At 34.1% G+C, this 26,993-nt stretch carries 26 protein-coding genes and 2 pseudogenes; 7 read left to right on the forward strand and 21 right to left on the reverse strand.

Annotated elements, in window-relative coordinates:
• Positions 1-98: 98 nt before the first annotated feature.
• Entirely contained in the window at positions 99-2,564 is a 2,466-nt protein-coding gene (gene lon / locus MG290_RS14255) for an endopeptidase La (protein ID WP_264561887.1), read from the forward strand.
• 105 nt (positions 2,565-2,669) lie between these two features.
• Here lon and MG290_RS14260 read toward each other — a convergent pair whose 3' ends face one another.
• From MG290_RS14260 to MG290_RS14285, 6 genes are all read right to left on the reverse strand, one after another.
• Positions 2,670-4,223: a M28 family peptidase gene (locus tag MG290_RS14260; protein WP_264561888.1), complete on the reverse strand. Its 1,554-nt coding sequence runs from the start codon at positions 4,221-4,223 to the stop codon at positions 2,670-2,672.
• Between the two features lie 61 nt (positions 4,224-4,284).
• Positions 4,285-5,385 (reverse strand): peptidylprolyl isomerase, encoded by a 1,101-nt coding sequence (locus MG290_RS14265; RefSeq protein ID WP_264561889.1) that lies wholly within the window; start codon positions 5,383-5,385, stop codon positions 4,285-4,287.
• Positions 5,386-5,395: 10 nt separating this feature from the next.
• Positions 5,396-6,457 carry a peptidylprolyl isomerase gene (locus tag MG290_RS14270; protein ID WP_272585770.1) on the reverse strand — a complete coding sequence of 354 codons (1,062 nt, stop codon included), beginning with the start codon at positions 6,455-6,457 and terminating at the stop codon, positions 5,396-5,398.
• Positions 6,458-6,459: 2 nt separating this feature from the next.
• Complete coding sequence (gene gldI / locus MG290_RS14275; protein WP_264561890.1) at positions 6,460-6,996, reverse strand: gliding motility-associated peptidyl-prolyl isomerase GldI; 537 nt, start codon at positions 6,994-6,996, stop codon at positions 6,460-6,462.
• 1 nt (position 6,997) lies between these two features.
• Positions 6,998-8,011 carry a DHH family phosphoesterase gene (locus MG290_RS14280; RefSeq protein WP_264561891.1) on the reverse strand — a complete coding sequence of 338 codons (1,014 nt, stop codon included), beginning with the start codon at positions 8,009-8,011 and terminating at the stop codon, positions 6,998-7,000.
• Between the two features lie 48 nt (positions 8,012-8,059).
• Entirely contained in the window at positions 8,060-8,740 is a 681-nt protein-coding gene (locus MG290_RS14285) for a Crp/Fnr family transcriptional regulator (protein ID WP_264561892.1), read from the reverse strand.
• Between the two features lie 97 nt (positions 8,741-8,837).
• On the opposite strand from MG290_RS14285, the gene MG290_RS14290 reads away from it, so the two are divergent.
• On the forward strand, positions 8,838-11,213 hold the full coding sequence (locus tag MG290_RS14290) for a heavy metal translocating P-type ATPase metal-binding domain-containing protein (protein ID WP_264561893.1): 2,376 nt from the start codon (positions 8,838-8,840) through the stop codon (positions 11,211-11,213).
• 324 nt (positions 11,214-11,537) lie between these two features.
• On the opposite strand, the gene MG290_RS14295 is transcribed toward MG290_RS14290, so the two are convergent.
• From MG290_RS14295 to MG290_RS14315, 5 genes are all read right to left on the reverse strand, one after another.
• On the reverse strand, positions 11,538-12,167 hold the full coding sequence (locus MG290_RS14295; protein WP_264561894.1) for a hypothetical protein: 630 nt from the start codon (positions 12,165-12,167) through the stop codon (positions 11,538-11,540).
• An 18-nt stretch (positions 12,168-12,185) separates the two neighbouring features.
• The gene (locus MG290_RS14300) at positions 12,186-12,869 is read right to left on the reverse strand and encodes a hypothetical protein (protein WP_264561895.1); all 684 of its coding nucleotides are present in this window, start codon (positions 12,867-12,869) and stop codon (positions 12,186-12,188) included.
• Between the two features lie 194 nt (positions 12,870-13,063).
• Positions 13,064-13,552 carry a hypothetical protein gene (locus tag MG290_RS14305; RefSeq protein ID WP_272585771.1) on the reverse strand — a complete coding sequence of 163 codons (489 nt, stop codon included), beginning with the start codon at positions 13,550-13,552 and terminating at the stop codon, positions 13,064-13,066.
• Between the two features lie 11 nt (positions 13,553-13,563).
• Positions 13,564-14,556, reverse strand: a complete 993-nt coding sequence (locus MG290_RS14310; RefSeq protein ID WP_264561897.1) for an E3 ubiquitin ligase family protein — start codon at positions 14,554-14,556, stop codon at positions 13,564-13,566.
• On the reverse strand, positions 14,556-15,254 hold the full coding sequence (locus MG290_RS14315; RefSeq protein ID WP_264561898.1) for a hypothetical protein: 699 nt from the start codon (positions 15,252-15,254) through the stop codon (positions 14,556-14,558). The genes MG290_RS14310 and MG290_RS14315 overlap by 1 nt, the downstream gene beginning before the upstream one ends.
• A gap of 277 nt (positions 15,255-15,531) precedes the next feature.
• Here MG290_RS14315 and MG290_RS14320 point away from each other — a divergent pair, with 277 nt between their 5' ends.
• The 3 genes from MG290_RS14320 to MG290_RS14330 are packed head-to-tail and all read left to right on the forward strand — an operon-like array spanning position 15,532 to position 17,862.
• Positions 15,532-16,281 (forward strand): hypothetical protein, encoded by a 750-nt coding sequence (locus tag MG290_RS14320; RefSeq protein WP_264561899.1) that lies wholly within the window; start codon positions 15,532-15,534, stop codon positions 16,279-16,281.
• A gap of 4 nt (positions 16,282-16,285) precedes the next feature.
• Positions 16,286-17,050, forward strand: coding sequence for a hypothetical protein (locus tag MG290_RS14325; RefSeq protein ID WP_264561900.1), 765 nt, complete (start codon positions 16,286-16,288; stop codon positions 17,048-17,050).
• 2 nt (positions 17,051-17,052) lie between these two features.
• The gene (locus tag MG290_RS14330) at positions 17,053-17,862 is read left to right on the forward strand and encodes a hypothetical protein (RefSeq protein WP_264561901.1); all 810 of its coding nucleotides are present in this window, start codon (positions 17,053-17,055) and stop codon (positions 17,860-17,862) included.
• A 104-nt stretch (positions 17,863-17,966) separates the two neighbouring features.
• Here the strand turns inward: MG290_RS14330 and MG290_RS14335 are convergent, their stop codons facing one another.
• Positions 17,967-18,968: a bestrophin family protein gene (locus MG290_RS14335; RefSeq protein ID WP_264561902.1), complete on the reverse strand. Its 1,002-nt coding sequence runs from the start codon at positions 18,966-18,968 to the stop codon at positions 17,967-17,969.
• Between the two features lie 49 nt (positions 18,969-19,017).
• The gene (locus tag MG290_RS14340; protein WP_264561903.1) at positions 19,018-19,683 is read right to left on the reverse strand and encodes a potassium channel family protein; all 666 of its coding nucleotides are present in this window, start codon (positions 19,681-19,683) and stop codon (positions 19,018-19,020) included.
• A 377-nt stretch (positions 19,684-20,060) separates the two neighbouring features.
• Between MG290_RS14340 and MG290_RS14345 the strand changes: the two genes are divergently transcribed.
• A complete protein-coding gene (locus MG290_RS14345; RefSeq protein WP_264561904.1) occupies positions 20,061-22,619 on the forward strand; it encodes a gliding motility-associated C-terminal domain-containing protein in 2,559 nt (852 codons plus the stop codon).
• A gap of 59 nt (positions 22,620-22,678) precedes the next feature.
• Here MG290_RS14345 and MG290_RS14350 read toward each other — a convergent pair whose 3' ends face one another.
• Positions 22,679-23,152, reverse strand: coding sequence for a lipocalin family protein (locus MG290_RS14350; RefSeq protein ID WP_319800362.1), 474 nt, complete (start codon positions 23,150-23,152; stop codon positions 22,679-22,681).
• Positions 23,153-23,260: 108 nt separating this feature from the next.
• The gene (locus MG290_RS14355) at positions 23,261-23,680 is read right to left on the reverse strand and encodes a nucleoside-diphosphate kinase (RefSeq protein WP_091521677.1); all 420 of its coding nucleotides are present in this window, start codon (positions 23,678-23,680) and stop codon (positions 23,261-23,263) included.
• A 99-nt stretch (positions 23,681-23,779) separates the two neighbouring features.
• On the opposite strand from MG290_RS14355, the gene MG290_RS14360 reads away from it, so the two are divergent.
• On the forward strand, positions 23,780-24,172 hold the full coding sequence (locus tag MG290_RS14360) for a group III truncated hemoglobin (protein WP_264561905.1): 393 nt from the start codon (positions 23,780-23,782) through the stop codon (positions 24,170-24,172).
• A 223-nt stretch (positions 24,173-24,395) separates the two neighbouring features.
• Here the strand turns inward: MG290_RS14360 and MG290_RS14365 are convergent, their stop codons facing one another.
• From MG290_RS14365 to MG290_RS14385, 6 genes and pseudogenes are all read right to left on the reverse strand, one after another.
• The gene (locus tag MG290_RS14365; RefSeq protein ID WP_264561906.1) at positions 24,396-24,914 is read right to left on the reverse strand and encodes a hypothetical protein; all 519 of its coding nucleotides are present in this window, start codon (positions 24,912-24,914) and stop codon (positions 24,396-24,398) included.
• Positions 24,915-25,353: pseudogene (locus MG290_RS14370) on the reverse strand (VOC family protein). It lies immediately after the preceding gene.
• 22 nt (positions 25,354-25,375) lie between these two features.
• Positions 25,376-25,633: a DUF4199 domain-containing protein gene (locus MG290_RS14825; RefSeq protein ID WP_319800363.1), complete on the reverse strand. Its 258-nt coding sequence runs from the start codon at positions 25,631-25,633 to the stop codon at positions 25,376-25,378.
• A gap of 9 nt (positions 25,634-25,642) precedes the next feature.
• On the reverse strand, positions 25,643-25,858 hold the full coding sequence (locus tag MG290_RS14375; protein WP_264561907.1) for a hypothetical protein: 216 nt from the start codon (positions 25,856-25,858) through the stop codon (positions 25,643-25,645).
• A gap of 8 nt (positions 25,859-25,866) precedes the next feature.
• Complete coding sequence (locus MG290_RS14380; protein WP_264561908.1) at positions 25,867-26,238, reverse strand: VOC family protein; 372 nt, start codon at positions 26,236-26,238, stop codon at positions 25,867-25,869.
• A gap of 181 nt (positions 26,239-26,419) precedes the next feature.
• Positions 26,420-26,814: pseudogene (locus MG290_RS14385) on the reverse strand (acyl-CoA thioesterase).
• Between the last annotated feature and the right edge of the window lie 179 nt (positions 26,815-26,993).

Genomic DNA, 26,993 nt, shown 5'->3' on the forward strand with positions numbered 1-26,993 from the left:
TATTGAAACATTTACTTGATATATTTAAAATACAGTAAACAACATGTTTTAAAATGTTATTATGGTAAAATAATGACATTTTGACTTATAAAATATTTATGGCACAAGAAAAAATTATATCATTAGACAATTTGTCACTTCAAGACTTAGATTCAAATGCAGAATTTATTCCTTTGTTTTCTCAAGAAGATGAAGAGGCAATGAACAAAGAAGAAATCCCCGCAGAGCTTAGTATTCTACCATTGCGAAACATGGTTTTGTTTCCAGGGGTAGTAATTCCGATAACTGCTGGTCGCGATAAATCAATAAAACTTATTAATGATGCGTTGGCGGGCGACCGAACAATTGGTGTGGTGGCTCAGTTAAACGAATCGGTTGAAGTTCCAACCGGAAACGAAATTTATCGTTTTGGAACGGTTGCAAAAATTTTAAAAACCTTAAAATTGCCCGATGGAAACATCACAGTGATTTTGCAGGGTAAAAAGAATTTTGCTATTGATACAGTTTTGCAAGAGAATCCTTACATTAAAGCCAGCACGAAAGATGTTTTGGAAATAAAGCCCGAAACAAACGATATAGAATTTCATGCGATTATTGAATCTATAAAAGAAACTGCCCAAGAAATCATCCGCGAAAACCCAAGTATTCCATCTGAAGCTGCTTTTGCTATTAAAAATATTGAAAGCAATTCGTTTTTGGTGAATTTTGTGGCATCTAATCTAAACCTTGATGTGGCCGATAAACAAGCGCTTTTAGAAAACAACAACCTAAAAGAACGTGCTTTGGAAACGCTGCGACGCATGAATCTGGAGTTGCAAAAACTAAATTTGAAAAATGATATTCAAACCAAAGTTCGCGTAGATTTAGATCAACAGCAAAAGGAGTATTTCTTAAATCAGCAAATAAAAACCATTCAAGAAGAGTTAGGTGGCGTTTCACACGAGCAGGAACTCGAAGAAATGCGTGCAAAAGCAAAGGCAAAAAAATGGGATGCTAAAATTCAAGAACATTTTGATAAGGAGTTGAGTAAAATGCAACGCATGAATCCGCAGGTTGCCGAGTTTTCTATCCAAAGAAATTATTTGGAACTTTTGCTGGAACTGCCTTGGAATGAATATACAAAAGACAAATTTGACCTTAAAAATGCCAAGAAAATTTTAGATAAAGACCACTACGGTTTAGAAGATGTAAAACGTCGCGTGCTAGAACACATGGCTGTTTTAAAGCTTCGAAACGATATGAAATCGCCAATTTTGTGTTTATACGGACCGCCTGGTGTGGGTAAAACATCAATAGGTAAATCAATCGCAACAGCTTTAGGGCGTGAATATGTTCGTATTTCGCTAGGTGGTCTTCGAGATGAAGCCGAAATTCGAGGCCATCGAAAAACCTATATTGGTGCCATGCCCGGACGCATTATTCAATCTATCAAAAAAGCAAAAACATCAAATCCGGTGTTTGTTTTAGATGAAATTGATAAACTTTCAAGCAGTCATCAAGGCGATCCTTCGAGTGCGATGCTAGAAGTTTTAGATCCAGAACAAAACAAAGAATTTTATGACAACTTTTTAGAATTGGGGTTTGATTTGTCGAAAGTCATGTTTATAGCAACATCAAACAGTTTAAATACTATTCAGCCAGCTTTATTGGATCGAATGGAAATAATCGAAATGAATGGTTATACCATAGAAGAAAAAATTGAAATTTTAAAGCAACATTTACTTCCAAAACAATTAAAAGAACATGGTTTAGAATCAAAATCGGTAACTATTCCTAAAAAAGTAATGGAATTTATCGTAACTAAATACACCCGCGAGTCAGGAGTTCGTAAATTAGATAAACAAGTGGCAAATATTGCACGATTTATAGCAAAATCGATTGTTTTAGAAGAAGCTTACAATGAAAAATTGACTGAAGAAGATATAGTTACCATTTTAGGAGCTCCGAAATTTGATTACGATAAATACGAAACAAACGATGTTGCCGGTGTGGTAACTGGTTTGGCGTGGACCCGCGTTGGAGGAGATATTCTGTTTATTGAATCGATACTTTCTGAAGGAAAAGGAACACTCACCATGACTGGAAACTTGGGTAATGTAATGAAAGAATCGGCAACGATTGCGCTAGAATACATCAAATCGAACAGCAATTTGTTTGGAATTGATGTAAAAATATTTGATAAATACAAAATTCACGTACACGTTCCAGAAGGTGCCACTCCAAAAGATGGCCCCTCGGCTGGTATTGCCATGCTAACATCAATGGTTTCGAGTTTCACACAACGAAAAATAAAGAAAAATATAGCAATGACCGGTGAAATTACTTTGCGCGGAAAAGTACTTCCAGTGGGTGGTATCAAAGAAAAGATACTGGCAGCAAAACGTGCAAGCATCAAAGAAATTATTTTGTGCAAAGAAAATAAACGCGATATCGACCAGATAAAACCCGAATATTTAACAGGTTTAACGTTCCATTACGTGGATAAAATGACCGAGGTGATTGATATTGCTTTAACCAACCAACAAGTTAAAAATGCAAAAGAACTTACGGTAAAAGAGGCTTAAAAGTATTATTATTTATTAAAGTCGGTATAGAAATATGCCGACTTTTTTATTTTAGCGAAAATTATTTTAAAGAGTCTCAATTTACCCCATCTATGAAGCTTATATTTAATACTCCCTAGAATTTCTCTTTGCTTCTTTTAGAGTGGGCCATTCTGAATTTGCGGGTAAAATTCTTTTTTCGTTTGAAATTTCGTTTGGATCATTTGCAGCTTCTAAAGTTAATATGGTTGTAGTAATAACATTTTTCATCATTTCTTCAAAAACAATTTTATCGTAGGTGTCGCGGTTGGTGTGCCAAGTGTATTGTCCGTAATCCCAATTTTGTGTACCTAGATTAAATGCTGGAATACCTGCTGCCACAAACGATGCGTTATCTGTTCCACCAGTTTGGGGCATTCCCGGAAAATCGGTTTTAATATATTTTCTGTTTTCTTCGGGTACATTTTGCAACCAAGTTCCCAGATAATTATAAGCTTGTGTAAATCCTTGACCACCGATATAGGTTATTCTGCCCGTGCCACTGTCTTGGTTAAAAAGTACTTTTATTTTTTGCACTTCGCTTGGGTGGTCCATCACATAGGCGCGCGATCCATTTAAACCTTGTTCTTCGCTTCCCCAATGCCCAATTACAATGGTTCGGTCGTTATTCGGAGCATATTTTTTAATTAAACGTGCCACTTCCATCATTAAAATAGTACCGGTACCGTTATCGGTTGCACCTTGAGCTCCGTCCCAAGAATCTAAATGTGCCGATAGCATTACATATTCATTTGGTTTCGTTTTTCCGGGAATAGTAGCAATGGTGTTGTATGTTTTTGCTGTTCCTATTTTTTTTGATTGGGTGTTGATTTTTAATATCGGACTTTTCTCATTCACAGCCAAACGATGCAACAAACCATAATCTTCTAAGCTAACATCTACCATTGGCGTGTGTTTAGAAAAACTATAAAATATTCGATTGCTTCCCATAGTGCCCGTGAAATAGGATTGCACAAAACCAACTGCTCCTTTTGTTTCTAAATATTCTACAATTTCCCGAATCGATTTTTCGGTTGCTTTTAAGCTATTGTTCCAAAGTGAATTTTTATATTCTTTTTCTTTTTTGTATGATGCAAAATCGTCTTCAGTGGCATGTTCTTTCCACTGATTTTCAGGTCTGCCAGATTTTTGGTAGGGAGCAATTAAAACGATTTTTCCTTTAACCGAATGTGCCCATTTTTCAAAATCTAGTTTCGATGGAAAGATGGGCATTGCAACTACTTCAGCTTCCACCGGTTTTTTGGTAGTGGCGTTCCATGCTAGTTGAATTCCTTCGATTGATTTTACTCTTGGAGCAGTCATTGTAATTTCGGTTGTGCCACGTTGCCATGATTTCCATTCCCCATACGGCACATTTTCTGCTTCAATATTCCATTTTTTGTAGGTGTTGACCACCCAATTGTGTGCTTGTTCCATTTCAGGAGATCCCACTAAACGCGGCCCAATTACATCTAACAATTCAAAGGCTAGTTGTTCTAACTGATGATTTTCTGCTACCTCATTGCTGATCTCCTTATAGATGGATTGTTTGTTTTGTTGAAAAGTGGTTTGGGCTGAAATTGATAGACTTATTACAGCAAAACAAACTGAAAAATACGTTTTTAAATAATATTTGCTCATTTTATTAGTAGGATAGATTAGGGAAAAGATAAAAAGGAAAAGAGGCAAAAGCCTCTTTTTATTATTTTGTGATATGCAGTTCAAAAATTAAATTGGTGTTGGGTGGAATTACATCGCCAGCACCTGTGGCACCGTATGCTAAGTGCGATGGAATAAAAATATAGGCTTTGTCACCAATACTCAATTGGTCAATACCTTCGATAAATCCAGGGATTAAACCATCTTTTTGTCCGGCAACAAATGGAATTGGAATGTATTGGTTGGCAGCTTTTCGTTGTGCATCTACCATATTATATTTTGCAGCGGTAGTTTCAAAACTAGTATCAAACAAACGACCATTTTCAAAATAACCCGCATAGCCCACATTAATTTTGTCGCCTTGTTTTGGTTTTCCGCCGTTTCCTTTTTCAAAGATATAATACGATATGCCCGAAGCTGTAGTTTTTGCTTTAGCTTTCGCCGTATTTAACGTAGTTTCCATTTCTTTGGCAACACCTTCGGTTGCTTTCATAGCTTCTTCTTTAGCTTTGAGTGCCTCTTCTTGCTTTTTTTCATTTTCGGCTTGTTTTTCTTTAAAAACTTTTGGAGCATCAAACGCTTTAGCCTTATCGCCCGAACGAACAATATCAATATGCTCTATTTTGTCTCCTAGGGCAATAGTGTTTACGATGTTTTGCCCTTCAATTACATGACCAAAAACACTGTGCATGCCATCTAAGTGCGGTGTAGGACCATGGGTGATAAAAAACTGTGAACCGTTTGTAGTTGGTCCGGCATTAGCCATTGATAAAATACCCGCTTTATCATGTTTTAAATCAGGGTGAAACTCATCGGCAAATACATAACCAGGACCGCCTTCGCCCGTTCCGTTTGGATCGCCGCCTTGAATCATGAAATCGGCAATTACGCGGTGAAACGTTAACCCATCGTAAAATGGTTTTCCTTTAAATTTATTTTCAACAGATGGATTATTTCCTTCTGCTAAACTTACAAAGTTTGCAACTGTTAAGGGGGTTTTTTCATATTCTAATTGCGCCACGATTTTTCCTTTATTGGTATAAATTTCGGCATACAATCCTTCTGGTAGATTGGTTTCGTTTTCTTTTTTACACGAAACAAATAGAGTAGCTGCAAGAGCAGCCAAAGCAAAAAGTTTTTTCATTATTTATGAATTAAGGTTTGATATCAACGTAAAAAACTAAATTGGAGTTTGCGGGAATTGGCCCCATGGCACGTTCTCCATATCCTAAATTTGAGGGAATAAAGATATATGCTTTATCGCCTTTGTTTAGCTGCAGCAAACCTTCTGTCATTCCTTCGATAAAACCGCCTTTGTTTCCAAAAGTATAGTCTAAGGGTTTGTATGCATTTGCTGCTTTTCTTTGCGGGTTGAAAATGTCTTGTTTTATTGCCAATTCTTCAATTCCGGTGTCAAACAATGTTCCATCTGCTAAATATCCTGCATAATCAAACGAAATTTTTTCTCCTTCGGTTGGTTTGATGCCTGCACCTTTTTCTGTTACATAAATTTTAATTCCAGAAGGATAATCGGTTGCTTTTGAAAGATAATTGTCTAAAAGCGTTTTATTTTCTTTTCTTAAAATTGCTGCTTTTTGTTTCTTAAGTTCTTCTTCTTTTTTAATTTTTTCTAAAGATGAAGTAAATGTTTTTACAGCGTTGAATTTTTTTGCGTCTTTGCCCACACGAACAATTTCCACTTTGTCAATCACATCATTTTGTTCAATGGCATTCACAATTTCTAATCCGTTTACTACTTTTCCGAAAACCGTATGGCGACCATCTAAATGCGGTGTGGCAACGTGTGTGATAAAAAATTGAGAGCCATTAGTAGCTGGGCCTCTATTGGCCATTGATAAAACTCCAGGTGCGTCATGTTTTAATGTTGGAACGATTTCATCGGCAAATAAATATCCTGGTTCACCCGAGCCATCGCCTTTTGGATCACCACCTTGAATCATAAAGTTTGCAATTACTCTATGAAATTTTAATCCGTTATAAAAAGGTTTGCCTTTATATTCCGATTTTACTTGCGGGTGTGTACCTTCTGCCAACGCCACAAAATTGGCTACTGTGAGTGGTGTTTCGTTATAAAACAATTGTGTGGTGATGGTTCCTTTTTTGGTAACAAAATTTGCGTATAAACCATCGGTCAACTTGGTTTGAGCAAAAACTTGCGTAGAGATCAACGCAAAAACGAATAACAGTTTTTTCATTTTTATTCTGGTTTTATATCATTAAGGGTTACTTTGCAAATCAGCGGCACATTGGTTCCAATTTTTTCTTTATCTCCCAAATAGCCATAAGCCATGTGTGATGGAAAGATAAACGAAACCGTTTCGCCTTTGTGCATTAATTTCACGGCATGGCGCAGACCTACCATAATTTCTTGTTTATCAACTGCATATACTTTTGGGGCAGTTTCTTCTTTTGAATAAATTAATTGTTTATTAATATCGTAAATTTCAAAATCTAATTTTACGATATCTCCTTTTTTGGGAAGCAAACTATCTGTGGTGACAGCCACATCATATTTGTACCAAAAACCTAAATCGGATTGATAGTAATGATGTGCAGAGTCGTTTTTTATTAAATTTTGTATGAGTTTTTCTTCGTCTTGAACGATATTTTTATTTCGCTGCACCGATTCTTTTATGAAAGTACCAGAGCGGTAACTAACCGGTTTGCGAGGTTCGGGCTGTTTACATGCAAACAACAAGCTGGTTACTGCAAAGCAAAATAGTACTTTTTTCATATTATTGTTTGTTGATTTCATTGATAATAGTTTCAAACTTTAAAATGGTTTCTTGTAATGAAATAAACGATTTTCCGCCTGCCGCATTGATGTGTCCACCGCCGTTAAAAAAGGTTCTAGCAAATTCGTTTACATCAAATTCTCCTTCTGAACGAAATGAAATTTTAATCATTCCTTCTTCTTTATTTTCAATGAAAATAGCTGCAAAATCTATACCTTTTATTGATAAACCATAATTTACAATACCTTCGGTATCTCCTTTTTTATAGTGGAATTGGTTTAAATCGTCTTGGGTTAAATATGTGTATGCCGTGCTGTGATTAGGCAAAACTTTGAGTTGTTGTAACGCTCTACCCACCAATTGCAATTGATTGTATGATGAAGTGTTAAACAACATACTGTGTATTTTAGGGTTATCAACCCCTAAATCAATCAATTCTGCCACCACACGGTGTGTATCTCCAGTGGTTTTTACAAATTTAAAAGAGCCTGAATCGGTTACAATTCCTGTATAAATACAAGTTGCAACTTTCACATTGATGTATTTTTGCAGATTTAATTCTTGAAGAAAACGATACAATAATTCGCAGGTAGAACCAAAAGAAGTATCAGAAATCGTAACTTTCGCATAATTGTCGGGCATTTGGTGGTGATCAATCATTACAAAAGGTTTTCGTAATTTTTCTAGATAAGATCCCATTTGGTCACCAGCTCGGTGCAGTGCATTAAAATCGAGCGTAAAGACCAAATCACTGCCCTGCAAAAAAGCGGCACAAGTATCAAAATTCTTTTCAAAGATAAGTATTTCGTTTGTAGCCGGTAGCCACGATATAAACTCGGGAAATTCGTTTGGAGCAAGTACTTTCACCGTGTGGTTTAGCTGTTTTAAAACATGATAAAGTCCTAAACACGAACCCAAGGCATCGCCATCGGGATTGCGGTGTGGTATAATTGCTATTTGTTTGGGCGTTTCTAAAAACTGCGTTAAAAATGCCTTGTCATTTGTATTCATCATACTGCGAAAATACACAAATTAGCATTTACTTTAAATAGCTTTCAAAAATTATTCTGCTAAACTTTTTAGTGAAGTAGGTTTTATTATTTTTATTTTTTTACCCTTTAACTCTAAAATGCCTTCTTTTTTTAGTTCAGCCAACAAGCGAATGCAACTTTCAGTGGCAGTGCCCACCATGCTTGCAATTTCATCGCGACTTAATTGCAGGTTTAAAAAGCCTTCTGTATCGGTACCGCTTGAGTCTAATATACTCAACAAAGCCAAAGCCAATCGTTCTTTCACGGTTTTACTGTTGTGGTTTAATGCAAAATCGGTGGCATAGTTTAAATTTTTACACACATCTTTGGTCACTTCTCTTGAAAAGTTTTTGTTGGTATCAATAAATCCTAGAATTTCTGATTTGGGAATAAAACAAACGCGCATATCTTCAACAGCAATAGCACTTAAAGAGGTTTTTTCTTGGGTAAGTATAGCAGTTTGGCCCAATAAATCCCCTTTTGTGATTAATTTTAAAATCGCATCTTTTCCGTTTGATGCCATACGCACCAATTTACATGTTCCTTCTTTAATGCAATACACGCCATTCACGGTGTCGCCTTCTTGAAAAATTACATCACCTTTTTTAATCTCGATGGTGTCTTTACATTGCGCCAAATGAATCAATTCGTTCTTTGATAAAGCTTTTAAAGAACTTAATTCACGTACGATACATTGCTCACATTTGCTCATGAAAGTTGTTTTTGTAAAGATACAATTATTATGATAAATATCATTTTTTTTGACTAGCAGGTTTTGCAATTTTGTGACAGGTATAAAGCAAAAAAAAATGTTGAATTGTTATCATTGTGGAAATGATGTGGTTGAAAATGAGGGGATTGTTTTTAACGACAAAAATTTCTGCTGCAAAGGTTGCCAAACGGTTTATGACTTGTTTGAAAGCAACGGACTTACTGATTACTACGATTTTGAACAAAATCCGGGTGCGGTTCCAAAAGATGTTGCATCAAAATACAATTATTTAGACAATACAGATATTGCCGATAAATTGATTGATTTTAAGGAAGGAACAACCACCATTGTTCGGCTCTATATTCCGCATATTCATTGCAGCTCGTGCATTTGGATATTAGAGAACCTGCATACTTTAAACCCAGCAATTACCCATTCGCAAGTGGTTTTTTCACAAAAAAAAGTCAGCATCACGTTTAATAGCGACAATATTTCTTTGAAAAATTTGGTGTTGTTGTTGGCTTCAATTGGTTATGAACCGTATATAAGTTTGGAACAATTTGACGCCCAACCAAAATTAATCGACCGCAGTTTGCTTTATAAAATAGGGGTTGCATTCTTTGGGTTTGGAAATATAATGTTGCTTTCATTTCCTGAATATTTTAATGTAGATGACTTATGGATGCAGCAATATCGGGGCTTTTTTAGATACGTTAATATTTTATTGGCATTACCCGTTTTCTTGTATTCGGCCACACCTTATTATAAATCGGCATACCACAGCATTAAAACCAAGGCATACAATATTGATATTCCTATGGCATTGGGAATTATTGTAATGTTTGTGCGCAGTTTGGTGGATATTTTTTTTCAAGACGGCGCCGGATTTTTAGACAGTATGTGCGGATTGGTGTTTTTCATGCTCTCGGGCAAATTGATCCAGCAAACCACCTATAACTTTTTGTCGTTTGAGCGCGATTATAAATCGTATTTCCCCATTGCAGTAACCAAAATACAAAATGAAAAAGAAAGTCCTATTCAGGTTTATGAAATTGAAAAAGGAAACCAATTGTTGATTCGCAATGAAGAATTAATCCCGGTAGATGCTATTTTATTGTCTGAAACCGCTTTTATTGATTACAGTTTTGTTACCGGCGAGGCTGTTCCATTAGAAAAAAAGTCGGGCGATAAAATTTATGCAGGCGGAAAGCAGGTAGGAAACGCCGTGATTGTTGAAGCAATTAATACTGTTTCGCAAAGCTATTTGACCCAATTGTGGAGCAATGATATATTTCAGAAAAAAGTATCCCAAAAAATACAAACCATTACCGATAAAGCCAGTGGAATCTTCACACCCACATTGCTTACCATTGCCTTGATTGGTTTTTTTGTATGGAGCTTCACTAGTTTAAATGCCGCATTCAACGTACTAACCGCCGTATTAATAGTTGCTTGCCCATGTGCCTTGGCATTAACCGCTCCATACACTTGGGGAAACGTGATTCGGTTGATGGGCAAGCGCAAATTGTATCTAAAAAATACAGCAGTTATTGAACAACTTTCCAAGGTTGATACCATTGTGTTTGATAAAACCGGCACATTAACATCAAACAGCAACCAACACATTCAGTTTATTGGCGAACATTTATCTACAAATGATTTAACGGCCATAAAAAATATTGTTAGGGGATCTAACCACCCATTGAGTAGAAGGTTATACATGATTTTACCTGATACACCTATTGAAAAACCTGAAAATTATAAGGAAACTCCCGGAAAAGGGATTGAAGGCATTTTTAGAAATGACACCATAAAAATAGGTTCAGCAAGTTGGGTAGGAGCAGCCGATGCTTTAGACATCAATCAAACAAAAGTTTATATCAGTATAAATGACAAAATAAAAGGATTTTATGTGTTTGAAAATGAATACAGAGTAGGGTTAGAGGCACTTTTTCAATCATTGCAAAACAAAAACTACCAACTTTTTGTGCTGTCGGGCGATAATGATGGGGAACAACGCATGCTAGAGCGCTTAATGCCTAAAAACACGCAGCTTGTTTTTAATCAAAAACCCGATGATAAATTGCGATTTATTAAAAAATTGCAAGAAAATAATCATAATGTATTAATGATTGGCGATGGTTTGAACGATGCCGGCGCCTTGGCACAAAGCAATGTTGGTATATCGATTTCAGAAAACGTAAATGTTTTTACACCCGCAAGCGACGCCATACTCGATGCAGAATCGTTTACTAAATTGCCCTATTTTTTACAGTTTGCCAAAAACGCCATGAAAACCATAAAAATGAGCTATGTATTGGCACTTACCTATAATGTTGTGGGCTTAAGTTTTGCACTTTCAAACAATTTATCGCCTTTAGTTGCAGCAATAATAATGCCCGTAAGCACTGCCACAATAATAAGTTTTGTTACCATAATGAGTAATTACTTTGCAAGAAAAGAGGAGGGGTGATTTTGTGAATTTTTCTTAGGGTAATAATTTCTATTTCCGTATTATTTTATAACCGCCCCACGCAAATAATCCATAAAGCAGCAGTACGATTGGATAGATTATTAGTTGAATTCAAGTCTCAATTAGTTGACTTTTTATTTTTTTGAAATTTTGAGTGGATAATCTACAAAAAATTCGCGATTCTTTTTCATCTACATAAATGCTGTCTTTTTTGCATCAAAGTCGATGTCTTTGATAAGTTTTTGAGCAAAACTGCTTTGTACAGCAAAAATGATGATGAGTATTGATGTTATTTTTTTCATTGTTTTGTGTTTTAAAATTGTATTAAAGCTCGAATTCGCTCCCTATTTTATCTAATTTTTCTAAAGTTTTAATATTGATGTCTTCAAGGTAAATAGGCGGGTAAATTTTCTTTCCTTTAAAGGTTTCGATGTGGTTTTTGGGAATTGATTTTTGATTTTTCACTTCATAATCTCCTGTAAGTAAATTATAGGATTTACTGCAATGTTCAGCTGGTCCAACTCTATAGCCACTATCATAACCGATAAGTCTCATTTTCATATTTATATCATCAAATCTTAATTTGAAAAATCTTCCGAATGCGGCAGTCCCATCCAGAAAATAACCCACTTCCAACACATTTTTTTTGGATTTTATTTGAACGGGATAAATATTCATATCGTGTTCGTTAATGAGTTTTAGTTGAAAGGTTTTATTGAGACTCGACAGATAAATAAGGAGTTTATAATCTGCAAATTCTGAAGTATTTTGTACTATCAATGCGACATCTTTTTGGTTATCCTTATCCAAATCGAGCGTAATTTTTTCCATTTTTCTACCATTGGCAGGACTTTTTTCTAAAATTTGATAATGCTTCGGAATTGAAATTTGCGAATACACACCAAATGAAATGTGAATGGTTGCTATAATAAAAAGTGATTTTAATTTTGACATTTTGATGGTTTTTGTTTATTATTTTTTCACATTCCCATAGATTTCTCCCGGAATCCAATCGCTTGTATTTTCTGCAATTTCTGTTTTCATTGCTTGTCTTACTTCCGCTTCGAGGGATTTTTTTTCTTTTCCTGAAACAAATCGGGAATGGTATTTTTCTTCGATGTTTTTTATATAATTTTTTAATGCGGATTGCTGAAAAGAAGTTTTAGGTTTTTCGTGTAGAAATGGCAATCCAAGGTGTTTCCATTCTTCATTTTGTTGATAAATACGTTCATTTTCTGCATTTTTTTGGAGGTAATCTTCCATATAAATTTCGGATTTTACCAATGCGAGTTTTCCATTTTTATCAACGGAATAGATTTGTTTTCTAAAACCAAAAGGCACTACAAAAGTGGGCATTCTGTCTGCTGTTGCCCAATAGGAATAAAAAATAATTGAGTTTGCGGTGGTTTTGTATGTTCCCAATTCAACACTGATAGAACTGCAATCTCCTTCTTCTTTAAAAACTGTATGCGTAAGAAGTTCCTGATTTCCTCTGTACAAATGAATTGTTTCTTCATCAAAAACATTGGAAGTATTACCTTTTTTAATTTCAATGTGAAATTTTTGGGTATTGACAACCAATTCTTTATGTTGCCCATAAACGTTTAGACCAAAAATAATGAACAACAACGGAAGAAAAATATATTTTGATTGCATAGGATTTGATGTTTTTTGGAGTGTTTTCAACTTTAAATTAATAATAGCCACGATAGCTAAAAACATCTATTGGTAAATGTATATGGTCTAATTACTCGATTGGTTTGCACTCCAATTTTTTGTTGTCTTGGGTAATGATTTCTATTGTAAAATCTTTGTATAGGTGTTTTTTGCTGTACCATTTTTTTGTAATTCTATTTTTTTACCTTTTCAATTTTGAAATTAAAAGTCCCATTCAAATCAAAAATAACCAAACTATCAGTTGGTATTTCTTTATGATTTAAAGTTTTCAATTGATTGTTTTCTAGTCTCCAATTATCATAAAATCTAGGCATCAATTTGTTATTTGTTTCAATAAGCTGAACGGCTTTTTTAGTTGATGATTTACTGAATTTTAATTGTGAATTTTTTTCATACTTTAGAAAAACAGTCTTAGATTTTTCATCGTAATAGTATTTGCCAGAAAAGGTCTTCGTCCAATACGCTCCACCAGAATACCAAGATTTTTCGATAAAACTTGTATCAGATGTAAAAATCCATTCTTTTCCGTCCGAAGTTCCTCTGTCAAAAGTTCTTTCCCAAGTCCATTTTTGTCCTTTCAAAGAAGTTGGATAATTTTTCCGGTTTATAGAACAGCTTACTATTGTGATTGTTATTATTAAAAAAAGTGTCAATTTTTTCATCATTGTCTAATTTATTTTTCATCAAAAACGCCATCTAATTTTTTATAATCAAAAACGAAAGCCAAAGTTGTACAAACTAAAATGTTCAACCAAATGCAAATGATTCGGGAAAATTCTAATTCAATGATATAAAATAAACATATTAAAGGAATAGTGAGGAGTGCCACAAAAAAACAGATTCCTGCGAAATTGGATAGGAATTGTTTAATGAAACCTTCAAATTGATTTCCGATAATACCCAAAATTACAGCTAAAATTGGCATTCCAAAAATCGCAAAATATGGAAAGATTTCATTTTCTTTAATGTTTATTTTCAAGGGTGCGAAAAGAAAATAGTTTACCAAAATATACATAAAAATGATGTAGGGCAGGAAAAATTTTATGGTTCGAAACACTTGTTTTTGATTATTGATGTTGGTATGATCGCTTACTGTGAACGGATTTTTGTCGGATTTTTGTAATTCTATTTTGTTTTCATTATTTTTCACAGCGGTTCCTATAATGGTAATTTCGTCGCCATTTTTTAGGGTTCGTTCGGTGTGTCTTTTTTTGCCAATTAATTTGGTTTTGATCGACAAAAATGAAATATCTAAACCCTTAGAATTTACTTTGATTTTCCCGGTAGCATCTGAAATATAAAAATCCTGAAATTCACTTTTCAGAATAGCATTTTTTGTATATTCGCTACCAGTTTCGTCGTCATAATCAATGGTTGCATCTTTGTATGTGTACGAGATACATTCTTCTTTGAAATAAGGAGATTCCAAGGTTTTTTCAGCTTCTATTTTTCCTTCAATTTTCACAAAACCTTCGGGTAAATTATCAATTGAAGTATAGTATTTTTTAATAAAAGTCCGTTGGGTTTTTGTGATAAAATAAACAAAAATTCCTACAACCAAAGGCAAAATTGCCAGGATGTATATATTGAAAAACACCAGTGTAAAAAGTGCCATTACAACCAATAATACTAACCAAGTTGGGAGTTGTGAAAAAAGTTTTTTCATTATTTTAGATTTTTGATTAATCTTTCAAAATCTGGTTCTTCAAATTCAAATTCCTCTTGTTTGTAATTATCACAGCGATTTACTATGAAGGGCAATTTTTTTATTTTGTTTGATTCAGCCATCAAATACCGAAATTGAGAACCGTCATTTAAATGTTCTTCAAAAACAGCAATGCCTTTATCTTGATTTATGAGATATATTTTTATTGTTCTGTTTTGTTGATACATTCCAGTGGTTTTAATTTCGAAAGTAGCATTGCTTATTTTTCTTTGACTGAGAATTTTGTTCGCAACTGGACCTTCGCCCGTTATTTCAAGATAAGTTGAGTCTGTGATTGATGCTTGAAAAAATGTAAAAAAGTCGCACGGATGATAAGCATAGAAATCATTATTCAAAAACTTAATCTGAATCCATTTGTTTGAAGGAAGTATATTTTTTTGTTTTGTTAACGAGATTTTGTTTTTCATTAAATAATCAAGTGACCATTGAAAATGCTGTTTGTCAAACTCATCAAATTCAAAATCGAGAATATAATTATAAAATACGCTATTTTTATTTTTTTCGATAAAAACTGATTGCAGGCTTCCGTAATCAGTGTCTTTTTTAAGGAATAAAGTATCTTCTTTCCGTGATTGACCAGATATATTCTGAGCAATTAGAAAGTTAAGAACAATACATACGCAACACCAATTTTTCACTTTTCAAAATTTTTAAATTCCTTTTTCAAGTACGAGCAATCCACCTAATTGAGTTATAAAAATATCAAATTTTAATAAGTGTGATGTAGAACTTGTTCTACATATAAACAAAATACTATATTTATTATGCTAGAGTTTATGGTAATAAAGTTTAATTTTGCTTTTGATATATGCTTTTATAATGTTTTAGGGAACATTATTACCAATTAATATTTAATAGAGCATATAGCAATTGTTCTTTTTGTAAAAAAATGATACACAAATTAATGAAGTTGTTATGAAATATTATATATCTATAACGAATGTACTACTATATAGTGCTTTATTCAGCAGTTTTTCTGCCTTTTCTCAATCGGGAATAGTCACAAAAAATGCAAAGGCCAATCTGCATATAGATCCTTCGTCTATAACAAACCCCACGGGGCAAGATGGAATTTTGGTACCCAGAGTTCAAAATTTTCCGGTTACAAACCCCACAAGATTGGGTCAGTTGGTTTATTTATCAGGTAATGCCACTTTAAACGACGAGTTTTATTATTGGGATGGATCCAATTGGGTACCATTTACAAAAGTGCTGAACAGAGATTTAGACGAAACGATATATGCCTTTGATGGACAGGGTTATACAGGTACTTCTCCCCAGAGAACTATAAACTTTTCACGTTTTTTAAAAGCATCTACCGATGGTTTTTCGGTAAATAATAACGAGATTACAGTGGGTAAAAACGGCTTGTACCTTATTTCTTTTACAGCAAATTCTAAAAAGCCACTAGGAGCCAATGAGCAAGCAAATTTCACCTATACAATCTTAGTGAATGGCACGGCAGCCTCAGCTGTTCAAACATCAATTGCCGCAGAAGAAGTGTCATCAACCAGCGCGTCTTTTAGTTTTTTGAAAAGATTAAATGCAGGCGATAAGCTCACCGCAAGTGTTAACAAGTCAAATGTAGGGTCAACTGTTACAACCTTAAGCAATTATGAGGCTTTCGGTATTAATAATTTAACCTTGTACTTTATACAAAATTAGTTTTATGAAAAAAGTATATTTCACTACCGCTTTACTTTTGGCAACATTAATTGTAAAAGCACAAACACTTACAGGTGTTGGCACACAAACTCCCAAAGCAGCATTGCATATTGAATCTCAAAATGCGGTAACACCAGAATCAAGCGCAGGGTTAGGAATACCGGTTTTAGACCGTTTTCCTGCAACAAATCCAACGAACGATCAAAATGCCATGTTAATATTTCTTCGAAATACAACCGATTCTAATTTAGAAGGGTTTTATTATTGGGATGCAGCGACCAATAGCTGGGAATATATTGTAGATTTTAAAACCATTGGTTTAGACACTTCCAAAACCATTGTAAGCGGAAATGCCTTTACACCTAATAATATCACAGGAATAGGTACAGATTCAAGGTTTGTTCCATTAACAATTATAAATAGTTTAGACCCTAGTTTTTCATTAACAACAAACGGAGGTTTAAAAGTAGGAAAAACAGCAAAATATTATCTCATTTTTACAGGAGGTATTTATAAAACAGCAAGTAACCAAGCCAGTCAATATACTACAGACATTTTGATCAACGGAACAGCGGGAACTTTAACATCTGTTGATTCTGCTCCAGGCGGATCTATTGATGGAAGATCAGCTACGTTTTATATTGCTGCTATTGTAAATTTAACCAAAGACGATGTGTTAACAATTCGTACAACGCGTGGCAGTACAACAATTCCTAATACCGTTAGTGTAAATACACCATATACCTTAACATTGATAAATTTAGATTAAGTATGAAAAAAAGCGTTTTAATTTTAATAGCTACAATGTTTGCTCAAACAAATTTAACTTTTGCTCAAACAGGTATTAATAAAAACACACCCCAAGCCACACTAGACATTGTCGCTGCAAATCAAGCAAATCCATCCAACACATCAGGTATCATTATTCCACGAGTGAGTGTTTTAAACACTACCGATACCAAAGAAAAAGGCTTGTTGGTTTTTTTAAATGTTGCAGACAGCACACAAAGAGGTTTTTATTGGTGGGACGGCGTGCAATGGAACCCGTTTTTATCGCTTAGCAATGTTACAAACAATAAATCGATAACCTATGTTTCTACAAAAAGCACGTTTAAGGAAGGAAACATGACAGAAAATGTAGCAACAAACAACAGAACACTTGAATTTGATGTGATAAACACAAACGACACCCCAAGTTTTGAAATAAACACAGCAGGGGAGTTGGTAGTAAAAAAGTCAGGGTATTTCCACGTTCAGGCAGCATCATTTATTAGAAAAAACAGCGGAACAACTCAAAATAAAAGAGATCAACTAGATATGAAAATCTATGTAAATGGTGTAGATGCTTCGGTAGATAATAGTGCAAACTTTAATTTAGAAGGCACCAAGGCCTATCCAATTGGTTTTTTTACCATTGCAATCAATGCAGCTGGTGTTTTAAAACTTGATGCAAACGATCGGTTATCCATGAAAATTATTCGGTCTTACAGAGATGTCCAAGATGACCCTGCAGGACATATCATAATTCCTGATCCAAATGCAAAATCGAACATTACACTAAGGTTTATGGGCGATTTTTAAAATAATGAGTATCCCAAAAATAATAAAAACCACATAGATTAAAACGTAAATAGTTTAAATCTATGTGGTTTTGTTTTTTTAACTCTACAGTATCGAAAGCTTCTTTATAAAACAATATTATTCGTCGGCGTAATTGCTGGTGGAAGATTTTCTTCATCTAACATATCACGCATATCAATTTCGATGGTGCGGCTTATTTGTGTAATGGGAACATCGTTTGCACTGCCCTCGAAAGGATTCATTGAACTTTCGCCAACGGTATCTAAGGTGATAAATACCCAAGTTAAAATCATTGAAAAAGGTACGTTTAACCAAACCGAATACCCTTCGATAATAGTATTTGCGCCTAGTTTGTCAAATTCATTCAGCAAACCAAACGGAACAGACAACACAAACAAAAACAGTAGGTAAGTGGTTATAGAACTGAAGTTGCGCGGGTACGGAAAATTCTTAATACGCTCTGCTTTCCCTTGATGATCGGTAAATTTTGTTAGCGATTGTTGCAGTAAATTCCATTGAAAATCGTTAATAGCACCGTCTTTGTACAATTGTGCCAAATGTTTTGACTGCAAGGCCGAAAGTTGTGTGGCACGGTTTTTCTTTTGTAAGATGTATGAATATTCATCTGCTGACAAAAAAGGTTTTAACTCTTTTTCAATGTTAGATACTCTTTCGGGTATTGTATAATACTGTAAATATTCTTCATTTGATTTTTCGGTCATATTTTCCCAAGTCCGCGGATCACGTAGTTGAAAACGCAGGGCAGTTAACCATGCAAAGTGTCTGTAAAAAATCGTTTTAACCTCGTTATTGGATCCATTTAAAGCATCGCGAAGCGAATAAGCAAACGAACGGCTGTCGTTGATAATGGCACCGTAAATTTGGCGGGCTTCCCACAAGCGGGCATAGCTGGCATTGTTTTTAAAACCAACGATAAAAGCCACAGCCGTACCTAAAATGGTGATGGGCTGCCAGGGCAACGATAAAAAATGGGCGCCTAAAAAATAACACAATGTGGGGATTAAAGAAAGTATAAAAACTTTGTAAATGGTTCTGCGGGTCCACATGATGAACTCTGTTGGGCTAAATCTTCTTCCTGCGTTCATGTTTTTTAATAATTAGGATACTGAAAAGTATTGTTTTAGAAATGAATGACTAATTCGTGTTTGTTTTACCAGAAAATTTACTAATGATAATTCCCACTAAAACAACCGAATAAAATTGACCAATGATACCAATAAGCGACGTGATGAGTTTTGTTTGATACGAATTAGGTGTAATATCGCCATAGCCTATTGTGGTTAGGGTAATAGAGCAAAAATAAACCAAATCTATAAACGTGTGTGCCGGACTGCTATAGTCAAGACCTTTGAACGAATTTGGATCGATGTATGCAAAAATTTGCAACATAAATACAAATGCTTCCAACAACAATAAAAATCCGCAAGCCGATGCCGAGATGATATCTGTATTGATATAGCTGGGTTTTGTTAAAAACTTAAAAATCTCAAGAAAAATGAAAAAATAAAAAATTACATAGCAAATATTTAAAAGCATCATAAACCATGTGATTTCCTTAAAAAAGGGGAGCAGCACCGGAAGAGCTATTACCAAGATGGTTAAAACATTTTTTATGATGTTTTTTGCTCTGCCTTTTTCAATAAACACACCAATACTAGCCAACCCTAAAAATACCATATTAAGCGGCCACAACACTTCTATATAAAAGGGAATATCTTGTACCACAATCCCAATAAAAAGATGTTGAATAAGTGCTGCAAGAAGCAGTTCGTATTTTCGTTTTTGTAAAAATGTTTTCATTTATTAAGAATACTTAATGATCATCTTTGTTTTACGTTTTTTTTTTGCAAATAGGAAACTTACCTCATTAATTTTTTTAAAAAAATGCAATTTAAATATCCATATATTACTATAAAATTAATATGATAACTTATTCGTTAAAATCAATAAAAATAGTACGAAAAGTGAATGAAAAACACGGAGATTTTTAGGCTAATTTTTTTATTATAACAATCGATTTTTTCTCTAAATACTAGGCAAATATAATTTATTTTGAAAATTACCCAATAGTTTAAAAATAGAATTTAGAATCAAGTTTGATAAGTTGATATATTTTATTAAAAAAGTGTTTATTTTAATGAATCTGATTGTATATTTGTTGAAATATAAATTAATTTATGAAAAACATATACTTTCTTTTTTTGTTGTTATTTTCTAGTGTGTGCTTTGGTCAATACTATGAACAACATTATATAGCCCCAGCTCCTTGGCAATATTGGAACAATGCTAACGAAATAGTTATAGGAACTATAGAACCCAATGTAAATGTAGTAGTACAAGTTAGTAAGAGTGATGGTACTTTGGTTACTACTTTGAATGTCACTGAAAACAATCCAGTTTCGTACATATTTACGGGTGCTTTCACAACTACACCTAAAAACAATTTGAATATTATCGAAAACGATAAAGGTTTAATCATAGAGGCCACACATCCAGTAATGGTAAATGTTAGGAATATTGCTTCAGATGCAGTTGGAAGTACTGTGGCTAACATAAAAGGAAATGCATCATTAGTAAGTTTTGGTTCGGAAGGATTAGGTTTGGAATTCAGGGTAGGGTACTATCGAAATTCTGTTCAAGGTTTAAATATGGGAGCTCCTGTATATTCGGTTATGGCAACAGAAGATAATACATTGGTTTATTTACCTGCGAGCACTATTTCATTGAATAAAGGACAAAGCTATTTGTTTAACGCGCCTATGGGATCTTTAATAACTGCAGATAAGCCCATTGTTATGAATACAGGAAATTATGGCGATACTCCGCAAATTTGTGGAGCAGCTGGTCAAGATGGCGAAGATGGAACATTTGATCAAATTGCACCTATTCAATCATTAGGAACAAAGTATATGGTGGTGCGTGGAGAAGGAAGCGTACCAACAATCGCTCAGTCTCAACAAGGTTTTGGTTCGGAACAAACTACGATTGTTGCTTCAAAAAACAATACTATAATTACCATTCAAAATTTCAATGCAAACGGAACTGTAGCCGGTGCACCATTATCAATGTTTTTAAACGCTGGTGATTCCTATACTTTTTACCATGGAAATGGATTAGATTTGTTATCATCATCAATGATTACTTCTGATCAACCTATAATTGTTTATTCAGGAACAGCTGTTGATTGCGAAACCGATATTTCAACTGTTTTGCCTATTGGAGGTTGTTCAGGATCGTTGAATATTCAAACCAAAAAGTTTATAGACTATAATAATGGAAACTTACCCTACTATGGATTTTGCATTATTGAAAGTAATACGGTGCCGGTTTTTGTGAACGGACAAAATATCGAAGTGCTTACCGGAAATTTAAGAGTACCTATTGGAACAACCGGTTTTTATCTCATTACTTTTGATAATATACAAATAAATAATCCAGCCAATCTAATTATCACCTCAACGTTGCCATTAACCTCAAGTTTGGTGCAGCAAGGTGGAGGCTTTTCCATGTCGGCATTTTTCTCCTCTTTTGGTGAAGCTGCTGATCCTCCCGTGTTCGCAAGAAGAAATAGTGACTGCAGTGTAACATTAGAAGCCGAGGATGGTTACAGTCAATATGTATGGTATAAAGATGAAATAAATTATCAAACAACTACTAATAACACCCTTCGAGTTACTGAATCGGGGAGTTATTCTGTTCAAGTGATGCGCGACTGCGGATTATCAAATGTATCTGTACCCTTAGATGTAGAAATTGAACCATGTTCAGATCTGGAAGTAGTAAAAGAACGCACGTATCAAAAAGATTTGGATGTAACTTTCACAATAACCGTTACAAACCGAAATCCGCATTTTACTGAACCCAACGCCATTGCCACCGATATACTGCCGCAAGGCTTAGTGTATGTTAATTCCACTACAACTAAAGGTGTTTATAACAATACCTCAGGTATTTGGAATATAGGTTCATTAGCGCCCAATGAATCACAAACTTTAGTAATAGATTGCACCATTGGATCTTCGGGTGATTATGTAAATACTGCAACAGTTGCTGGTGATTTTGAAGATACAAATACTAAAAATAATAAAGATACAGCAACAGTAGAAGCATTAGTTGCAGATCTTGATGCAGTTAAAGATGATTTTAGAGAACTTTATATTCCAAACGATTATTTAGAATATTCAATAAAAGTAACCAATAAAGGACCTCAACGAGCATTAAATGTACTTGTGAAAGATGAAATGCCACATGCCACAACGGAGATGAGTTGGAGTGGAAATGGCAAATCAGGTACCGGTGATTTGATAGATACAATTAATGCTTTAAACCCTAATGAGGTAGTAGAGTATAAAGTTCGTTTAAGAGTACCCGCAGATCATAAAGGTGTTTTTACAAACAGCGTAGATGTTAGTTCTGAGTATGTAGTTGATCCAAACCCGGTATGTACTAGATGTTCGGATACAGATCTTCCCGAATTTAATATTCCTCGTGGAATTTCTCCTAATGGCGATGGGGATAATGATTACCTAGATTTGTCGTACTTCTTTGTGAGTAGAATTGTTATCTTTAATAGATATGGGCAAGAAGTATATTCTAAAAATAATTATACGAATGAATGGTATGGTCAAGACAACAATAATAGAATATTACCATCAGGCACCTATTTTTATACTGCATATATTCTGAATAATCCCTACAAAACAGGCTATATAGAAGTTATCAGAGAGGTGAAGTAAAAAAATCATCATTAAAAAAAGTCGTTTCATGTCTATTCTGAAACGACTTTTTTTTTGGATTAAATTTTCACAAATTTTTGTGTAATATTTATTTTAGTACTTTCATCTTCTTGTTTAAGATTTAAGTGTAATTTATTTTGTTCAAGCAATAAAATTTGAAAAGTTTGAGGAGCACCATCTGCGGTAATTGTAAGGGTGTTTCCATTTTTTTGATACGTTCCTGTACCTTGTTGTTCTCTTTCTTCTGTTTGAGCAGTTGCTGGCGTGTACATATAATATGTAACGTTGTTATCTGCTTTAAAATCATACTGAACAATAATTCCGCTGTCTTTTGTGAGTATATCTTTTTCGTCAAAAACAACATTTCCTTCCATTTCAAGTTTCATATCCATGGCTTGCAAATCCCACTTTCCAACTAACTGGTTTGTAGGTTGAGGTTCTGGTGTTGCTGTATGATCGTCGCTAGAACATGCCGTTAAACCAAATACGCTTATTGTGGCAATTGATAAAAAAGTATAAATTTTTTTTATAATTTATTTTTTAAGTCTTAGATTAAAATAATGGATGCAAAACTATCAAAAAATACCTAGATAAAAAAATCCACCTTTAGCGGGTGGATTTTACATATCTGTGTCAGTTAATTAAAACTGTTCTCTTCCTGCAAAGTGGAAAGCAGCTTCAATTTCTGCATTTTCGTCAGAATCTGAACCGTGAACTGCGTTTTCACCGATTGATTTTGCATATTTTTTACGGATTGTTCCTTCCGCAGCATCAGCCGGATTGGTAGCGCCGATTAATGTACGGAAATCTTCCACTGCGTTTTCTTTTTCTAAAATTGCTGCAACAATCGGTCCTCTCGACATGAATTCTACTAATTCACCATAAAATGGGCGCTCTGCATGCACTTCGTAAAACTTCTTAGCATCAGCAACTGTTAATTGCGTTAATTTCATTGCAACGATTCTAAAACCGCCTTCAGCAATCATGTTTAATATTCCACCAATACTTCCAGCTTCTACAGCGTCTGGTTTAATCATTGTAAATGTTCTTGTACCTGCCATTTTTTTCTTTGTTTAATTTGGATGCAAAAATAAGTATTTTATAAAATTATAAGCAATTTTATTGTAAATAGTTTGTAATTTTATACAAAGAAAATAAAAATGAAGCACGATATTGAAAGCCGAGATGATTTAGAGCAATTGGTTCGAATTTTTTATGAAAAAGTGCGAAGTGATGCCGAATTGGCACCTATTTTTAATTCGATAATTACCGATTGGGAACCTCATTTACAAAAGATTACCGATTTCTGGGAACAACATCTTTTCGGAGCTCAAAAGTATAAAGGCAACCCAATTGAAACACACAATAAAGTTGATGCTAGAATGAAACATAATGTTACGGCACACAATTTTGGCACTTGGCTTTTTTATTGGATGCAAACTTTAGACGAGCTTTTTGAAGGACCTAATAAGGAAGTATTGAAATTTAAAGCCCGCAAAATGCAAACAGTTTTCTTTGTGAATATAGTGCAGGCACGATCGAAGACAATATAGATTTTTCGATTTTATTTGAAGTTATACATTAAGAGTCATGTTGCATTTGATTGAGTATCTTACTAGATTATTAATGTTATAATTCTTAGAAAAGTTCTTAATGATTGCATTTCTAAAATGATATTACATTATAAATAAATGCTCAAAGATATGTCTCCGAGCATTTTTCTATACTGAGCAAAAAAATAGATGCTGAATGTACTATAGATTTTTGTAACTGTATTTATTTTTTAACTTTTTTCAATGCGTCTGTATATTTTTTCTTAACACCATTGTCTGCTTCATTTTCGCAAAGAACTTTTACTTTTGGTACTAATATCCAGTTGTTTTCTGTTTTTAATTTTATGATTTCTGCTAGGGAATATGCTGTTGCCCAACGCACAACTGTGCCTTCGTTTTCCGCATTAAGCAAAAGATTGACTATAGCTTTCTCTAATTTTTCAGGATACAATTTTGCAGTGTTTCCTATCACTTTAGCACTTTCCCATTTCAAGCGTGGTTCTTCTTCTTTCAACAATTCAGTAACATATTCAAAAACAGCTTCGTTTGCAATACTGGGAGTTTTCTTAGTAGCCCATTCTATTGCTTCTATACAAGTTGCTTTGTCTGTGGATTTTTGTTGTTCTGCAAAAGCCAATAATTCTTCAATAGGCATTTCATCGCTTAGTAACCATTCACCCAAAATTTTGACTTTTGCTTTTGCTTTTATGGTTTTATCTTTAAACAAATCTTCTATATTCATTTATGCATTTTGATGTGATTCAAAATTAATCATCCAATTAATACCAAATTTATCGGTAAACATACCAAAATAAGCACCCCAAAAAAGTATCAGCCATGGGCATGGTAATTTGTCCACCTGCCGATAAACCATTGAATAATTGATCTGCTTCTTCTTTGCTTTCAGGATTAATCGAGATTGAAAAATTATTTCCTTGCAAAAATGCCGGTGCCCATTCACCACCTATATCGCTACCCATTAAAACTGTTGAACCAATTGGTAAACCAACATGCATAATTTTATTTTGATCGGCTTCACTCATTGGTGGCATTCCTTCTTGCGGAGGCATTTCATTAAATCTTCCAAGGTAAGTGAATTCTCCCCCAAAAACCTACTTGTAGAAATTGAACGCTTCTTCGCAATTTCCGTTGAAATTTAAGTAAGTGTGTACTGTTGCCATTTTATATATTTAAAATTTTAGATTATTTCTTTGTTCTAATAAAAATCATTGCAATTGCAGTAGTAACAATACCCATTGCTAGCGCTCCGATGACACTTTTTATGGCATAGTTATTATAATTAAAGTATGCTTCAGCCGCAGATGTGGATGGATAGGAACCCAACTCTACTGAGCGTTTTATTACGTTTGGAAAGTATTCAGGAGTTATGACATACGAAGTAATCCATTGTGTTATAGGGCTTAATATAGCGATGCATACAGATAGGATGACTCCGGAAATTAATCCTTGTTAATAAGTCATGATGCCATTGTAAAAATTTTTCTTTTTATCCTTTAAAGCCATAACCATAAACCAAATAGCAGGAATTGCAAACAAGTTGGTTATATACATGTGATAATCGATATACGTACTGTGTAAGCCGCTGAGTTTTTCTAGCCACATCCAAACTAAACTCATGATTGCAAAAAGTAGCGCCCATTTTACTTCAATTCTAATATTTTTCATTGTTAAATTTATCTGTGTTGATCAATTAATATTTGGTTACCATCTGGATCGATTAGTGTGATGTGAGCGGGGCCTGATGTGTTATGATCTGCTTCTGCAGTTAATGCAATTCCTTGCTTTTTTAAATGCTCTTGTATGGTTCTTACATCATCAAATGTTTCCAAATTTTGCGCATCATTGTCCCAACCCGGGTTAAATGTAATAATATTTCCCTCAAACATATCTTGAAAGAGTCCAATAACAGCATTATCATTTTTTAAAATGATCCAATTTTGGTCGATATTTCCACCTTTGTATTCAAATCCCAATTTTTCGTAAAAAGCTTTAGATTTTTGAATGTCTTTTACTGCCAAACTTATGGAGAATGCGCCTAATTTCATGATTTTTATTTTTAAGATGTTTATATATTGCTTGCTATTTTTTTGTTAAAAAATTAACATATCAAATATAATAAAAAAAAGTAGCTATAGTTTTTTAATTCACAATTTCTCGTAATCACAATTTTGTATATTTTTCTTGAGCAAAATATTTTATTGCTTTAGGTTTTATAGATGGTATAATTTAACGCACCAACTCCATCAAAAAATCGGGTACAGCAATCGGGCGTTTTGTCTGCATGTCCACAAAGACCAAAACAGTGTGGGCAGTTGTTAATAAGTCATGGTTTTGATTGTAAATTTCATAGGTAAATTCAATCTTCACGCCACCAATAAACACCATCTTGGTAACCACAGTTAAAACATCATCGAAAAGGCAGGTTTTTTATAATTCATACTCAAAGAAACCACCGGTAGCATCACACCGCTTTTTTCAAGTTCTTTGTATGAAATCCCTTTGTTTCTAAGCCATTCCACGCGCCCCATCTCAAAGTATTGGGCATAATTTCCATGGTAAACCACCCCCATTTGGTCGGTCTCGGCGTATCGCACACGTATGCTAATTTTGTGTTCTTGCATAAAAAAATGTTTCAAAAATTTTATAATTCCAATAAAAAATCCACTTACAATATTATTTCTAAAAATCAAATAGTAAAATCATTTTTTTTGATGATTTTTATTCACATATTTGTAAACGTAAATGTGTTTTATGTAACTCTCTAAAACACTATTATTAAACACTATTATCTTTAATAAAA

It is taken from the genome of Flavobacterium sp. CBA20B-1 (assembly GCF_028473145.1).
Taxonomy (GTDB): domain Bacteria; phylum Bacteroidota; class Bacteroidia; order Flavobacteriales; family Flavobacteriaceae; genus Flavobacterium.